Origin of the sequence: Maribacter dokdonensis DSW-8, from assembly GCF_001447995.1 — a bacterium.
GTDB classification, from domain to species: Bacteria; Bacteroidota; Bacteroidia; order Flavobacteriales; family Flavobacteriaceae; genus Maribacter; species Maribacter dokdonensis.
This window is the reverse complement of record NZ_LDPE01000003.1, coordinates 255246-269429: the sequence shown is the minus strand read 5'-3', so window position 1 is coordinate 269429 and position 14184 is coordinate 255246. Positions and strand designations below refer to the sequence as shown.

The following is a 14184-nucleotide window of genomic DNA, read 5'->3' as shown; positions in this document are numbered from 1 at the left end:
ATATAAAAATTAACATAAATTTGAATTTAGAACTATAACATTAAATAACAACCAAAATCAAGAAAATGAAATTCATCAAAAAATCATTGCTGATGTTAGCTTTATCAGCCATTACTTTTGGAACTGCCCAAGAAACTATTACAAACGAATCTGTAGTACAAATGGTTGAACTAGGTTTCGACGATTATATGATCATAGATAAAATAAACACTTCGGATGTTAAATTCGACGCTTCTATTTCCGCTCTAGGCGCTATGAAAAATGCAGGGGTTTCTTCTGAAATATTATCCTTGATCATGGATAAATCAAAACAGAACACTAAATCTAAAACTGGTATTTACTATGCAGATGCTAGCGGTGAAGATAAATTAATACAACCAAGTGTATTCTCTGGTTCAAATTCTAACCAAGTGGCGCAGAAATTGGTATCTGGGTTGATCAATTCTAAAAAGAAGGCTCAGTTACCTAAAACACAATCCAATAATGTAATTCGCCAAAGCAGACCAGAATTTACGTTCATCTTTGACCCAAGTGTTACAGAAGTTGATAATATGCAGAACAACCAAGGTGGAGATACCGGTATTTTTAACTGGTGGTTTAGAATGGCAAGTAACCCTAATGAGTTTGTTTTGGTAAAACTTACCGTTAAAGAGAAGAAGAACCTTAGAGAGGTAATTACAGGAAAAAGTAGCTGGATCACTAGCAGTAGTGGTATTGACCCTAAATATGCTCTTAACTTCGCTATAGAGGAAATTGAAGGTAACAAGTTCAAAGTTACTCCCGACACTTTAGAGCCAGGTGAGTATTGCTTTATCTACCAAGGCCAAGTACCTCAAGGTAGAGAAAACCAATCTGTATTTGATTTCTCTATTCAATAGAACAAAACTTTCTTTATCATAAGACCCGATGCTTTTAGTATCGGGTCTTTTTTTTAAGCCATTATATTGGTAAAGCATCAATTTACAATGATATAAAGTAGTATTCTTTGCATTCTTCATTATACCTTATATTTTCACCGTACAATCTTTAAATCAATGTAAAAAACCATCATCATGAAAAAAATCATCTTACTTGCCCTATTTGCCTTTACTGCAATTACCACATCTACAGCACAGGAATACAAAGTTGTTACCAGTGTAGAATCTATAGTACCTAGTGGATTAGGACGATCACGAATTATAGATGCCAATGCAGATCGAGATTTTAAGGAGTTCACCTCTGAACAGACCGAGGAAGATAATACCAGAAATAAATCTAAACGCAGTGATATTCGCGTTAAAGATTTTGAAGAGACCAAATTGCTTAATTTCTATAATGTGGCCGGTATTCGCTTCCAAAACATTGCGGCAAACGATGCACTTATTTCATCTAAACTAAGTGATATGGCACAAAATGGATGGGAACTTGTTTTTGTAACCAGCGGTGTTGAAGCAGATGCCGGTAATACGGACGGACAAGGTATTTTCATTACCCGATATATCTTTAAAAGATAGCATTAGTACACATAAAAAAAAGCCCGGTAAAACCGGGCTTTTTTAGTACTAAATCTTTGTATAGCTACTGTGCCAAGTTAATCTCAACACGTCTGTTTTTCTGTCTACCATCTTTATACATATTGGTAGCAATTGGCTTACTTTCCCCATAACCAATAGCGGTCAATCTTGCTGGGGAAATACCGCCATCTATTAAAAATTGTAGAACAGCTTGAGCTCTTTTCTCCGATAATTTTTGATTGGTAGCTTCTGAACCTATACTATCCGTATGCCCTTCAATAGTGAAATTTGCATTGGGATATTCATTTAAAATACCGATGATATCAACCAATACCGGTGTTGACTCATCCTTTAATGTTGATTTTCCTGTGTTGAACAAAATAGTTTTTGCATACTCGTTCAACGACTTTTGAACCTCAGCCGTAACAACCGGTTCTGGACAACCGTTATTCGCTACCGTACCCATTTCATCAGGACAATTATCATCTTTATCAAAAACTGAATCTCCGTCACTATCTGGCCAAGGACACCCATTATTCTCTAAAGGTCCGGCTACATCTACACATTGATCTTCATTATCCAACAAGGTATCTCCATCCGTATCTACCCAAGGACAACCATTGTTTTCTACAGGACCTGCCTCATCTGGACATTGGTCCTCATTATCCAATACCGAATCGCCATCAGTATCTCCCCATGGGCAACCATTATTTTCTATTGGTCCTGCCTTTTTTGGGCAACCATCTTCTTTATTTGGAATACCATCACCATCTGAATCTTTTGGCTGACCATAGTATACCGGAATTTTCAACCCTGCATATACATCTGCTCCTTGTATTTCATTTTTTGCAAATGTAGAGATCAATGATCCCGACCCAAGATAAAGAGGACCGGCACGTAAGCCTGCACCTACTTGTAAACCACTATACTGATAGCTACTTACAGGCAAATAGAAACTGAACCACTTACTCTCAAAACGTGGGGTCAATGATAATACGTTTGCAGTTCGTAAATTATTCTCACCTGCAGAACGCATAGAGATATCAGTATTAAAATTCAAATAAAAATGATTTTTAATATTCCAATCTGCATTAAAATGTAATGCCGTTGGCAAACCTGCCTTTAAATCTTCCGTAGCTTGGGTGAACGTATATAAATTCTGAAGATCATCTGAATCCTCTATATTATCATAATCGTCTTGTGTAATGGTATTATTGATATTATAGGTATCTACTAAACTACCTTTGTAATTTACCGAACCTACATCTGTAAGCGACAAACCAAATTTTAGTTTATACTTATTTTTATCTTTCATGACGGTTTTTTCTCCATCAGCACCCGTTACCACATAATCTTCATAATCTGGTCTCCATTCATAAACGAATCCCAGGTCAAACCCAAATCCGTTAGCATCTGGCACTTCATAATCATAATCTTCAACATCATACTGATCAGCTCTTCCATAAATTAGATCTCCTGTAGATGCTAAAGTTCCAATAGTAGAATTATCCGGTAATGTAGCACCATCCGCATCATAATCAATAGTTACATTTCTACCGGCCACATAGGCATTACCAAATCCTTTCAAATATTTAAATGACAGACCACCTTTTAAGAAATGCTCTTCTTTATTCATTAATTCTTGTGCATACGTGATCCCCACTTCTGCCCAACCATGACCGGCGGCAAAGAAATCACCTTCGTTTACCAAAAAGTCTTGACTTTCATCAATACTATCGTCAAGGTCATCTATACTTTCTCCATTAAATTCATTTCCCGTCACAAAACTTCTTGCTCTTGTAAATATGGCAATAGAAGATTTTCTACCAACATTAAACATAAACGAAGGACCTAACACATCTACATTACCAGAAAAATTATTGTTATCCGAAAGGGTCAATAATGCATCTGTATCATAGTCAAAATCACTGGAAACCAAATCAGAATACCCAACACCTACATAGTCATTAGCTAAAAAACCACTAGCTCCTATTAGATTAATATCTGTTTTAAAACGTGAATCTGCAATATTTGCAGGGTTAGAGATCACACTATTGACACCACTGTAATTATCTGTTAAAAAGCCTATATACGATTGGGCTTTTACAGCAAATGATGCCATTAACATGAACGTAAACAATACTACTTTCTTCATACTTTTTGATTGGTTAAAATGGTTCTTTAGACCCCTAACGGTTCATAATTAAGGATATTGTTAAAATGTATTATTTTTCTTACTTATTAAAATTAAGACATAAAAAAACATCCGCATATTACGGATGTTTTGTATTTATAAAGTTATGTAAACCTTAACCGTTCACTATCTTTTCTTGGTGGTTGATAGACTCTTGGTGAATAGCCTTGAACATACGAAGAACAAATTCTTCACTAAGTCCCTTACTTTCCCCTTCAAGAATCATTGCTCCCAGAATTTGGTTCCATCTATTAGATTGTAGCACGGCAACATTCTTTTGCTTTTTAAGTTCACCTATACTATCAGAAACTTTCATTCTTTTACCTAGAGTCTCGATCAATTGGTTATCAATAACATCGATCTGTGCTCTAAGGTTACTTAATTGAGAATTGTATTCCGCCTCTGGATCGCTCTCTTTTCTAATTTTTAGGTCTCTCATAATCTGAACCAATTTCTCTGGAGTTACCTGTTGAGCGGCATCACTCCATGCATTATCAGGATCATGGTGCGTTTCGATCATTAATCCGTCAAAATTTAAATCTAAAGCAGTCTGAGAAACATCAAAGATCATATCTCTCTTACCCGTAATATGCGATGGATCGTTGATCAAAGGTAAATCTGGAAATCTGTTCTGAAATTCGATCGCCATTTGCCATTCCGGTATATTTCTATACTTGGTTTTCTCATATGTAGAGAATCCTCTATGAATTGCACCTAATTTTTTAATACCTGCCGTATGTAACCTTTCAATACCGCCTAACCATAAAGCTAAATCTGGATTAACCGGGTTCTTTACCAATACAACCTTGTCGGTGCCCTTAAGTGCATCTGCCAATTCTTGCATGATGAACGGACTAACAGTTGATCTTGCCCCTATCCATAATAAATCTATATCATGCTCTAAAGCTAATTCCACATGAGCACGGTTAGCCACCTCGGTAGCCGTTTTCATACCTGTTTCAGCCTTTACCTTTTGAAGCCACTTAAGCCCCAAAGCTCCTACACCTTCAAAATTTCCTGGGCGAGTACGTGGTTTCCATATACCTGCTCTGTAATAGTTTACATCGGTATCTTTTAGGGAGTGTGCTATACCTAACACTTGCTCCTCGGTTTCCGCACTACATGGCCCTGCTATTACTAGTGGATGGTCAAGGTTTAAATCATCCAACCATGTTCTCATTTGTTTTGAATTTTCCATTTTTACTTATTCTATTTCTTGTTTAACGGTATTTCTTTTTAATATTCCTTTAATCTTATTCGTATTATTCATTTCATTATAAATGCCCTCATAATCATCTTTCAACAACAGTTCCTTAAATGCGGTTAGATTTTGAATGTACTCCTCCAAAGTTTCTACCACATTCTCTTTATTCTGTTTAAAAATAGGTGTCCACATGGCAGGAGAACTCTTTGCCAAACGCACCGTACTTTCAAACCCACTACCGGCCATGTCAAAAATATCACGCTCGTTCTTCTCTTTCTCGATCACTGTTTTACCCAACATGAACGAACTTATGTGCGATAAATGCGATACGTAAGCAATATGCTTATCATGAGCAACAGGGTTCATATAACGTATTCTCATGCCAATAGCTTGAAAAACTTTTAACGCTCTTTCTTGGAGCTTAAATGCCGTTAACTCTACCTCACAAATAATATTTGTTTTGTCTTTGAATAAATTGTTGATCGCTGCGGACGGACCCGAAAACTCCGTTCCTGCAATAGGATGGCATGCCAAAAAATTTCTTCTCTTAGGATGATTTTCCAACACCTTGCAAATCATGGATTTGGTAGACCCAACATCTAAAACAACACAATCTTCATGAACGGCATTCAATATAACAGGAAGCTCGGTAACCATAACATCTACCGGTATACTTACAATGACCATATCTGCTAATTGTAAATCTTGATAGGTAGCTTTCTTATCTACAATACCCAAAGACAATGCTTCAGCTAAGTTTGCTTCATTAGATTCTATGCCATAGACGGTAACATTGTCGAATGCCGACTTTATGTCTTTCGCCAAAGAACCTCCTATTAAACCGATACCTATTACAAATACATTCATTTTAAAGCTACGCTTTAGTCTTAAGACCTATTATTCAAATCTTTTAATTGCCTCTTCTATCTTATTCTCCGTTATACATAGTGAAAAACGAATATAGCCTTCACCATTACTCCCAAAAATGGTTCCTGGCGTAATAAACAGATCTTTCTTATATAAAATATCATCTATGAACTCTTCTGATGATACACTGCCTGCCGGCAATTTAGCCCAAACGAACATGCCTACAGCGTTACGATCATATGAACAGCCAAGCTTGTCTACCAACTTATAGATCAATTCTCTTCGCTTACCATAAACTTCATTTAGTTCCTTAAACCAGTCATCACTGCTATTCAAGGCGGCAATTGCTCCTTTTTGTATGCCGTAGAACATGCCGGAATCCATATTGCTCTTCACCTTTAAAATAGCATTGATATGCTCTTCGCTACCTAAAACAAAACCTACACGCCAACCGGCCATGTTGAACGTCTTACTCAAAGAATTCAATTCTAAACATACCTTTTTTGCATTGGGCAAGCTTAAAATACTGGCAGGTTCGTCATTCAGGACAAAACTATATGGATTATCGTTCACCAATAAAATATCATGCTCTTGGGCAAATGCCACCATCTTTATAAACTGCTCTTTGGTTGCCGTAGCACCTGTTGGCATATGAGGATAGCTTAACCACATCACCTTTACCCTTGATAAATCTTGCTTTGCCAATGCCTCCAAATCTGGAAACCAACCATTATCAGCGGTTAAATCATAGTATTTTGGCACGGCCCCTACCAAATTGGTTACAGAGGTGTATGTTGGGTACCCGGGATTTGGTATCAATACCTCATCACCCTCGTTCAAAAAAGCCAGGCTTATATGCATTATACCTTCTTTTGACCCCATTAATGGTAAAATTTCGGTATTTGGGTCTGCGGTAACACCAAATTTATTCCTATAAAAATTGGCTATGGCATCTCTTAACTGAGGCAAGCCTTGGTAACTTTGGTATTGGTGCGCACCGTTCTCTAACACTGCTGCTTGTATGGCTTTTAAAACCTCTGGGGATGGAGCCAGATCAGGACTACCAATACCCATATTAATGATAGGTTTACCTTGTGCCATTAAACCACGAACTTCTCTCAATTTTTTTGAGAAGTAGTATTCCTGTATGGTATCTAACCTTTTGGCAGTACGTATCATTGTCTTACATTTTTATATTCACCCAAAATCTTAAAGTCTTCCGCCATGATGTTCAATAGACTTTTAGCCTTCGTAAAATCTGCATAATCATTAAAAGTTACATCAACAAAAAAAGCATATTTCCAAGGTGTTTCTATCACCGGTAACGACTGTATTTTGGTTAAATTCAATCTACAATCGCTCATGACATTAAGCACTGCCGCCAAACTACCCCTTTTATGGTCGGTTAAAAACCGTAAAGACGCCTTACTGATCTCTGCCTCTGGCAGTGCATCATTTTTTGTTTTTACAATGATAAAACGCGTAGCATTATTTTGAATGGTTTGTATGTCGTTCGCTACGATGTCCAATCCATATAATTCTGCCGCAACGTTAGGAGCAATAGCCGCTACATGCTTAAGTTTTTCTTTTTGAATTCGCTTTGCGGTCTCTGCCGTATCTACGTCTTCCACCAATTTTATATGCGGATATTGTCTAAAATATTCCTTACACTGCAATAGTGCCATTGGGTGTGAACTTACTTCTGTTATATCCTCAATCTTCTGGCCCTTTAATACCATTAAGTTGTGATGGATGTTTAAATAATACTCCCCAATGATGTGTAGGTCATTATGGTTTACCAAAGCATAATTAGGAATGATAGATCCTGCAATGGAATTTTCAATGGCCATAACACCCTGATCAGCTTCTTTGGTCAACAACTTATCTACCAAAGCATCAAAAGAAAGGCATTCTACCAACTCAATATCATCACCATAACAATCTTTTGCCACTTGATGGTGGTTACTGCCCTTTATTCCCTGTATGGCTATTTTTAGACTCACTTTTGCTCCGTTTTATTCAAAAAAAAAAGTTCCGATGTACATCGGAACTTAGATTCTATTTTATATTTAAAATATACTACAACAGTCCCGTACCTCTCTTAAAAAAGAAGTAAAAATAAAAACCGTTCCAGAAATATTGTTTTGTCATCACTTTTGTAATCTGTGGCTAATGTAGTAATTATATTTAAAAGTGGCTGTTTTGGATTTTATTTTTTTATAAAAATCAATTTCTTTCTCAAAAAGTGAAGGTTTTGTGTTAAATCTTTAAACCTCTTACCATCTAAGTGCAATACCTAGTCCATTCTCATTAGCTACCGGTCTAAGTTTAAAAGCCGTTTTATCATCAAATTGCTTATTATAAGCAAGTATAGCTTGTTTTCTTGCCTTATTAGAACCATTCAAAAATATAATAGCAATTATACCAGAGCCAATACCACCCAATAATGGCCCAATTGCCTTTCTCGCTTTATCCCTGTCACTTACAACAGGGTCATTGTTAAATAATTCTACCGAGCCCCAGGTTACTCCAACTATTTCGCCGACTAAAGCAATGGTAGCGATACTCTTTTTTGTGTCAGCTTTTTTCCAGTCGCTATAAATTCCATCATTATTAGAAAATAATTCTTTTACTTCCTTCTTGGTAATTTCCTTATCGTCTTGATAATACTCCATTCCCCATATGCCCGTAAACGTTGTAATTTCTTGTGCAGAAACGTTTATAGCCATTGCAAACAATACAATTAAAAAACACTTTACCTTCATGTCAATAAATTTAAATTTGATAATCTCATAGCGTTAAAAAGTTACTTTAATTGTGCATTGGGCTGATAATAGAAGGGAATAGTCCATGTAAACTCTTTTACATCGCCTAGTGTTTTTGTTACCACTAGAGTATTCTCTCCTTTTTTCAAAAACTCTTTATCTATAAAACCAACAATACCAAATTGCTCTGAAACGGCATGATCTTTTTTGAGAAAATCTATATTCAGTAATTGACCGTTCAAAGTAACCATATGATATTTATTATAGCAATCAAGATAAAATTTTCTAGATTTAACTCTTTCCTGTTCATTGGACAAACTATCGTCTTCTTGATATTCGCCGCAAGTAGCAGCTTGATAATTACGTTCATGATGAAATACGGGAATAAACAGCTTTACAGTCTCACCCATTATAATATCAGACTGTATTTGTGGAGTCAACAAAAATGATTCATCAGGGTTTTGATCACTATAATAACTCAAGTACATTAGATTTACATCATGATCTTTTGGAAAAATCAAATGAGGAATATTGGTATCTTGAAATTTCACTAATGTCAAAAATATGCCTGATGCAAAAAACGATAGCACGAGATAAACTAAAGATTTTTTCTTCTTAAAATTAGACCCAAAAACCATTGAAACCTGCAGTAAATTACGGTATAAAGGACCATAGGTAACCATTGATGTAAATTTGACCAATTTAAACATCCAAGTTTGTACCATTACATTAGACTTGTACTTTTTTAAATTTCCGATGACACTAAAAATCATTTGTAATACAAGAAGACCTGAAATTATAAATAAAGGTATTAACAGTATATAACTCGGCACATAATCCAATAACAAGTTATATATCAGCATATAAATACTTAAAAACAAGGACATGTAAGAATAAATCAATAGAATAGTGAATGCTGAAGAAAAAATTACACTGCATAATTCATCTACCTTTTGAATAGTATCTTGTTGCTTTGGGAGTATGGACAAAATCTTCTCGGTATAAATTTTAGAGTATACACTATCTTCAATACTATAATCTGGAAAAACAGAATTCAACCCTACTAATCCAATCCAATACGCTCGTAAAACGAAATGAATTACGAACATAGAGACCAAGATACTAATAGCCAACAAGCCTAAAAAAACAATCATATACCCATAAATGTATTGCTCAACAGGTAATAGATCAATGTATTTATTTGTAACCCATTCTATTAAACCAAATAGTTGAAACGTTCCAAAAATGGCAATTGCAGAAACTAGCAATTCTGCTTCCCAACTTTCTTCTTTAAGTCGTTGAAGCCATTTTATGTTCTTTTTTTTCTCTTCAACTGGGGTGGTTTCTGGTGGTAAGCTCATTCTATATTAAAAATCTCACGGTTAGCGAGACTAATATACCCTTTCTTTAAATTTTAAAAAACATTAAATCAGTTGTAATCAAGCTCATCAAAAAAAGAATCTATCACAACATCAAGATCTTCTTGTACTTTAGGGTCTGTACTATTGATCAGAATTGAAAACACCAATTGCTCTTTTGGATACACGAAAAAATTGGAATACCCACCTACCCCACTACCCACATGTCCAAAAAACTTACGCCCTTTGGCATCTTCACTTACCTGCCAACCTAAACCGTAGTATGTAGAATTACCGTTTACTAGCTGAGCAGTTAAAAATTGATGCAAAATAGCTTCATTGACCCCTACTTTTTGATCTAAAAATGCCTGACCGAATTTGGCAATATCTTCTGAAGTTGATAAATAACCTCCACCAGCAAGCTTGTAAAAGATATCTACGGGAGTCGCTTTTCTAAACCCGGACAAGCTTTTGGTATAAAATGCAGTTATATTGTTCTGTGCTTCGGATGTTGCAATAGCATTCACATCTATATCCGATTGCTTAAGGTTATCATCAGGATGCCTTCTAGGTATGTATGTGTTTTTCATTCCCAATGGATCCAATACTTTCTCCTGCACATATGCTTCAAACGGAATACCACTTGCTTCTTGCATGGCCGCCGAAATCATTACCCAATCAAAACTATTGTACAAATATTCGGTACCTGGTTCAAATACCAACGGATCGTTTTTAAAAATTGATAAACTATCCTTTATCCCAAAAGGTTCGTTCAAGGCGAATTCCTTGCCTTTATACACACGTATACCTGCTGTATGGCTAGCCAATTGACGAATAGTGAAATCCCACTTTTTCTTGGGGTAATCTGGCAGATAGGTATAGAAAGATTCGTCTAATGAGATCAACCCTTCTTGCACCATATGTGCCAATGCGGTAGCCGCTATAGGCTTGGATACACTTGCAATTCTAAAAATTGAGGATTTTGGGTCTACATATCTTTTGGTATCTAAATCCGCATACCCATACCCTTTTTGGAAAATGGTTTTTCCCTCTTTTAAAACCGTAATTGCCAATCCTGGAAATTTATCATCGGCATACATATCTTGTAAAACAGCATCTGCTTTTACCAATCCGGTCAAAGTCGGGTCATCTCCCAACACTCGTTTAGTAGCGAATACATTTTTCAGATATTTTAAAATGGGATTCATTCCACAAAAATCAATCTTCCGTTATACAATTCTTCCACTTCAACAGTTGCCGGGCGGTTATAGCTTTGTAAATCGCCAGTACCCCTTAATACTCCGGTAAGACTTTCTTGCGGATTCACTAAAATATCATTTGAACCTCTATGGTTTATGGTAACCCGATCAGCGATCAATGCTTCAGCCTCAATTCTAGAATCACCTGCAGCTATGGTAATACTCATACTTTCCGCAGTTCCTTTCAACTTAAAATAGGCAATGCCGTTAACCGTTAAACTTAACGAAGCCACTTCTAAATCTAGATCAAATTCCCCATCTGTTGTTTCTGCTTCCGGATTCGTAAAACTTTCAGACAACAATCTTAAGCTATCAAAAGCCAAAACTCCGTCACTTTTAATAGGAAAACCTGTACTGCTACGTATACTGGTCAAATTAGGGGTAATTACGTAGATCGTAGTGGTAGCATAATCTCTTACATAATTACAATCGTTCGTATCGGTCAGTAATAATTGACCATCTTCTACAACAGCAGAAACCTCATTTCTAAGATTTTCACCGGTTTCTATTTCTACTTTTTGGGTGTCGCCTTGTTTTATAACCAAAGTCACATTCTCAAATACGGTAATACTCGTAAATTCAGCTACTGTAACTTCCTCTCGTATCATATCACCTGTACTCTGAAAACAATCTGAAGCGTTTTCAGAATCGCAAGAATTAGCTATGAGCAGCAAAACAAACATAGTAGTGAAGGTCAAAAATGTTTGGTACATCCCTTTTGTCCAAATGTCTATTTTATGTTTTCTATTTTCTAACATCATATTTCTACAATCGTATTCCTATCCCAAATTCTACCGCTTCCGCTTTTGCACCGTGAGACTTTAAGGTTAACGCCCCAAAAACTTTATCTCCAAAATAGCGCTTTAATCCCACACGCAAATAGGTGCGACCTTCAAAATCGAACGGATAATATACATAGTAGCCAAATTGTGAAATGACGGACATTTCATTAATGAACAGTTCATGACCCGCAAATACACCTACCCTTTTATAATCATCATCGGCATCTACATTATTCTCTGGAAAAGCAATACTTTGATACCTGATCAACTCTTTCAAAAAATTAGAAAAGTATACATCTGTCCCCACTTGAAGAGCACTTTTTCTTCCAACCCTTTTATCGGCATAGGCAGAAAGCACTACAAAGCCATATTGACCGGAATCAATAACATCACTCTCGTTTAAACCAGCTCTCAACGCAAAATTGTAACGCAATGGCTCAGTCAATTTTTCTTTTTCCCTGTGTACATAATCAATTTCAGCACCACCATCTAGATCATATACAAAACCGGCATTAAATGCCAAGGTATTAGTAGACGTATTCGGTGCCCTAAAATTGGCGTTGGAATAGTGAATTACGGACACACCTGCCTTAAAACCCAATCCTTTTATAATATTCTCTTTATGATAGTTCAACATTAAATAGGTTGAACTTAAAAAATCCGAGCCGTAGGCATTATTTCTAAAATTGGTCTCTTTATCGTACGGATTAGTAGCGTATGCAATACCTTGCCCTACGCGTAATTGCATGTTCCGCCTAAAAAAATAAAAATTGTAGTGCGCATACAAACCATAATTATCGCCCAACGTGCTGTTGTTCGTATTCTGATAAATAAAAGAGTAACCCAGATCCGGATAATTATACAACTCTTCCCATTCTTCTTCCCCGTATGTTTTGCGGTTATAACTTAAAATAACCCCTGCCGGGTGCGATGTGATCAAATGCGAAATATCTGGATTGTGCAGTATGATGGAACCATAGAACTGATTGGCATCAAGCGTGTACTTCTTTTTCTCGATAGCTTCTTGCGCAAAGCAAAAACTTACCGATAGCATTACAATGGTTAGAAACTTAAAATTCATTGTAGGCAAAAATAGTTATAAGTATCAAGTACGAAGTATTAAGTACAAAGTATTATCATTATCGGACATTTTGTTCGTAATACGATCTACTAAATACTTTTTAAACCTTTAAAATAGTGCTTCCGCTATTGCCTTAATATTATCGGATTTCCCCATAGAATAGTAATGCAATACAGGAACACCTGCCGCCTTCAATTCCTTAGATTGTTGAATTGCCCATTCTATACCTACTTTACGTACATCTTTGTTGGTGGCACAAGCATCAACAGCTTCTATTAAATCTTGTGGCATATCTATTCTGAACACCTGCGGCAATAATTGCATGTGCCTCTTTACGGCAATAGGCTTAATGCCCGGTATAATAGGTACGGTAATTCCTATTTCCTTTGCAGCTTCTACAAATTCAAAATACTTCTTATTATCAAAGAACATTTGCGTAACCACATAATCCGCACCGGCATCTACCTTTTCCTTTAATCGCTTTAGGTCCGATTGTAATGATGGAGATTCTAAATGTTTTTCCGGATAACCCGCCACCCCTATACAGAACTCACTACTGTGTTCGCTCTCCACGGTTTCATGTAAATATTTACCTTTATTCAAATCCTGGATCTGCTTTACCAAATCTATAGCAAACGGGTGTCCTCCATCAGTAGGCTCAAAATATTTTTGCTCACTTCGGGCATCACCACGTAAAGCCATTACATTCTGTATGCCTAAATAATGACAATCAACCAACAAGTATTCCGTCTCCTCCTTGGTGAAACCGCCACAAAGCACATGAGGCACCGTATCTACATTATATTTATGTTGAATAGATGCACAAATACCCACAGTACCAGGTCTCATACGTGTAGTCTTCTTATCTAAAAGCCCTTCTTTTTTAATATAGATAGTTTCTTCACGCGATGTAGTCACATCAATGAACGGAGGGTTAAACTCCATTAAAGGATCAATATTATTGTACAATTCCTGAATATTTCTCCCCTTTACCGGCGGTACGATCTCAAAAGAAAAAAGTGTTTTTCCCTTTGCATTGGTGATATGGTCTGTAACTTTCATTTTATATTCTTTTACTCTTGGTTATGAGCAAACCTTCAAGAGGCTTATTTACTTTAATTCTTCTTTGGGCGTTCGGGCGGGCTTTTCGCTATATTTTTTCTATTTCAACAACTCTTTTT

General features: G+C 36.3%; 13 protein-coding genes. 2 read left to right on the top strand and 11 right to left on the bottom strand.

Features of this window, described 5'->3' with window-relative positions:
• Nucleotides 1–65: 65 nt before the first annotated feature.
• Nucleotides 66–878 carry a hypothetical protein gene (locus tag I600_RS14835; protein WP_058105334.1) on the top strand — a complete coding sequence of 271 codons (813 nt, stop codon included), beginning with the start codon at nt 66–68 and terminating at the stop codon, nt 876–878.
• Between the two features lie 174 nt (nt 879–1052).
• A complete protein-coding gene (locus tag I600_RS14830; RefSeq protein WP_058105333.1) occupies nt 1053–1493 on the top strand; it encodes a hypothetical protein in 441 nt (146 codons plus the stop codon).
• A gap of 64 nt (nt 1494–1557) precedes the next feature.
• Here I600_RS14830 and I600_RS14825 read toward each other — a convergent pair whose 3' ends face one another.
• From I600_RS14825 to metF, 11 genes are all read right to left on the bottom strand, one after another.
• On the bottom strand, nt 1558–3648 hold the full coding sequence (locus tag I600_RS14825; RefSeq protein ID WP_058105332.1) for a DUF5723 family protein: 2091 nt from the start codon (nt 3646–3648) through the stop codon (nt 1558–1560).
• Between the two features lie 154 nt (nt 3649–3802).
• On the bottom strand, nt 3803–4885 hold the full coding sequence (locus I600_RS14820) for a bifunctional 3-deoxy-7-phosphoheptulonate synthase/chorismate mutase type II (RefSeq protein ID WP_058105331.1): 1083 nt from the start codon (nt 4883–4885) through the stop codon (nt 3803–3805).
• Nucleotides 4886–4891: 6 nt separating this feature from the next.
• A complete protein-coding gene (locus I600_RS14815; protein ID WP_058105330.1) occupies nt 4892–5758 on the bottom strand; it encodes a prephenate dehydrogenase in 867 nt (288 codons plus the stop codon).
• Nucleotides 5759–5788: 30 nt separating this feature from the next.
• On the bottom strand, nt 5789–6937 hold the full coding sequence (locus tag I600_RS14810) for a pyridoxal phosphate-dependent aminotransferase (RefSeq protein WP_058105329.1): 1149 nt from the start codon (nt 6935–6937) through the stop codon (nt 5789–5791).
• The gene (locus I600_RS14805) at nt 6934–7761 is read right to left on the bottom strand and encodes a prephenate dehydratase (protein WP_058105328.1); all 828 of its coding nucleotides are present in this window, start codon (nt 7759–7761) and stop codon (nt 6934–6936) included. The genes I600_RS14810 and I600_RS14805 overlap by 4 nt, the downstream gene beginning before the upstream one ends.
• Before the next feature lie 273 nt (nt 7762–8034).
• The gene (locus I600_RS14800) at nt 8035–8523 is read right to left on the bottom strand and encodes a hypothetical protein (protein ID WP_058105327.1); all 489 of its coding nucleotides are present in this window, start codon (nt 8521–8523) and stop codon (nt 8035–8037) included.
• Between the two features lie 41 nt (nt 8524–8564).
• On the bottom strand, nt 8565–9884 hold the full coding sequence (locus I600_RS14795; protein WP_058105326.1) for a hypothetical protein: 1320 nt from the start codon (nt 9882–9884) through the stop codon (nt 8565–8567).
• 68 nt (nt 9885–9952) lie between these two features.
• The gene (locus I600_RS14790; RefSeq protein WP_058105325.1) at nt 9953–11089 is read right to left on the bottom strand and encodes a serine hydrolase domain-containing protein; all 1137 of its coding nucleotides are present in this window, start codon (nt 11087–11089) and stop codon (nt 9953–9955) included.
• A complete protein-coding gene (locus I600_RS14785; protein ID WP_245188898.1) occupies nt 11086–11901 on the bottom strand; it encodes a head GIN domain-containing protein in 816 nt (271 codons plus the stop codon). Before I600_RS14785 ends, I600_RS14790 begins: the two co-directional genes overlap by 4 nt.
• Before the next feature lie 4 nt (nt 11902–11905).
• Complete coding sequence (locus I600_RS14780) at nt 11906–13003, bottom strand: acyloxyacyl hydrolase (RefSeq protein ID WP_058105324.1); 1098 nt, start codon at nt 13001–13003, stop codon at nt 11906–11908.
• A 108-nt stretch (nt 13004–13111) separates the two neighbouring features.
• Nucleotides 13112–14065: a methylenetetrahydrofolate reductase [NAD(P)H] gene (gene metF / locus I600_RS14775; RefSeq protein WP_058105323.1), complete on the bottom strand. Its 954-nt coding sequence runs from the start codon at nt 14063–14065 to the stop codon at nt 13112–13114.
• Nucleotides 14066–14184 lie beyond the last annotated feature (119 nt).

What these genes read in the sequence shown, in the direction of transcription:
- I600_RS14815 (WP_058105330.1), bottom strand. Translation starts at nt 5,758, where the DNA reads ATGAATGTATTTGTAATAGGTATCGGTTTAATAGGAGGTTCTTTGGCG.
- I600_RS14830 (WP_058105333.1), top strand. Translation starts at nt 1,053, where the DNA reads ATGAAAAAAATCATCTTACTTGCCCTATTTGCCTTTACTGCAATTACC.
- I600_RS14800 (WP_058105327.1), bottom strand. Translation starts at nt 8,523, where the DNA reads ATGAAGGTAAAGTGTTTTTTAATTGTATTGTTTGCAATGGCTATAAAC.
- I600_RS14825 (WP_058105332.1), bottom strand. Translation starts at nt 3,648, where the DNA reads ATGAAGAAAGTAGTATTGTTTACGTTCATGTTAATGGCATCATTTGCT.
- metF (WP_058105323.1), bottom strand. Translation starts at nt 14,065, where the DNA reads ATGAAAGTTACAGACCATATCACCAATGCAAAGGGAAAAACACTTTTT.
- I600_RS14835 (WP_058105334.1), top strand. Translation starts at nt 66, where the DNA reads ATGAAATTCATCAAAAAATCATTGCTGATGTTAGCTTTATCAGCCATT.
- I600_RS14785 (WP_245188898.1), bottom strand. Translation starts at nt 11,901, where the DNA reads ATGATGTTAGAAAATAGAAAACATAAAATAGACATTTGGACAAAAGGG.
- I600_RS14795 (WP_058105326.1), bottom strand. Translation starts at nt 9,884, where the DNA reads ATGAGCTTACCACCAGAAACCACCCCAGTTGAAGAGAAAAAAAAGAAC.
- I600_RS14810 (WP_058105329.1), bottom strand. Translation starts at nt 6,937, where the DNA reads ATGATACGTACTGCCAAAAGGTTAGATACCATACAGGAATACTACTTC.
- I600_RS14780 (WP_058105324.1), bottom strand. Translation starts at nt 13,003, where the DNA reads ATGAATTTTAAGTTTCTAACCATTGTAATGCTATCGGTAAGTTTTTGC.
- I600_RS14790 (WP_058105325.1), bottom strand. Translation starts at nt 11,089, where the DNA reads ATGAATCCCATTTTAAAATATCTGAAAAATGTATTCGCTACTAAACGA.
- I600_RS14820 (WP_058105331.1), bottom strand. Translation starts at nt 4,885, where the DNA reads ATGGAAAATTCAAAACAAATGAGAACATGGTTGGATGATTTAAACCTT.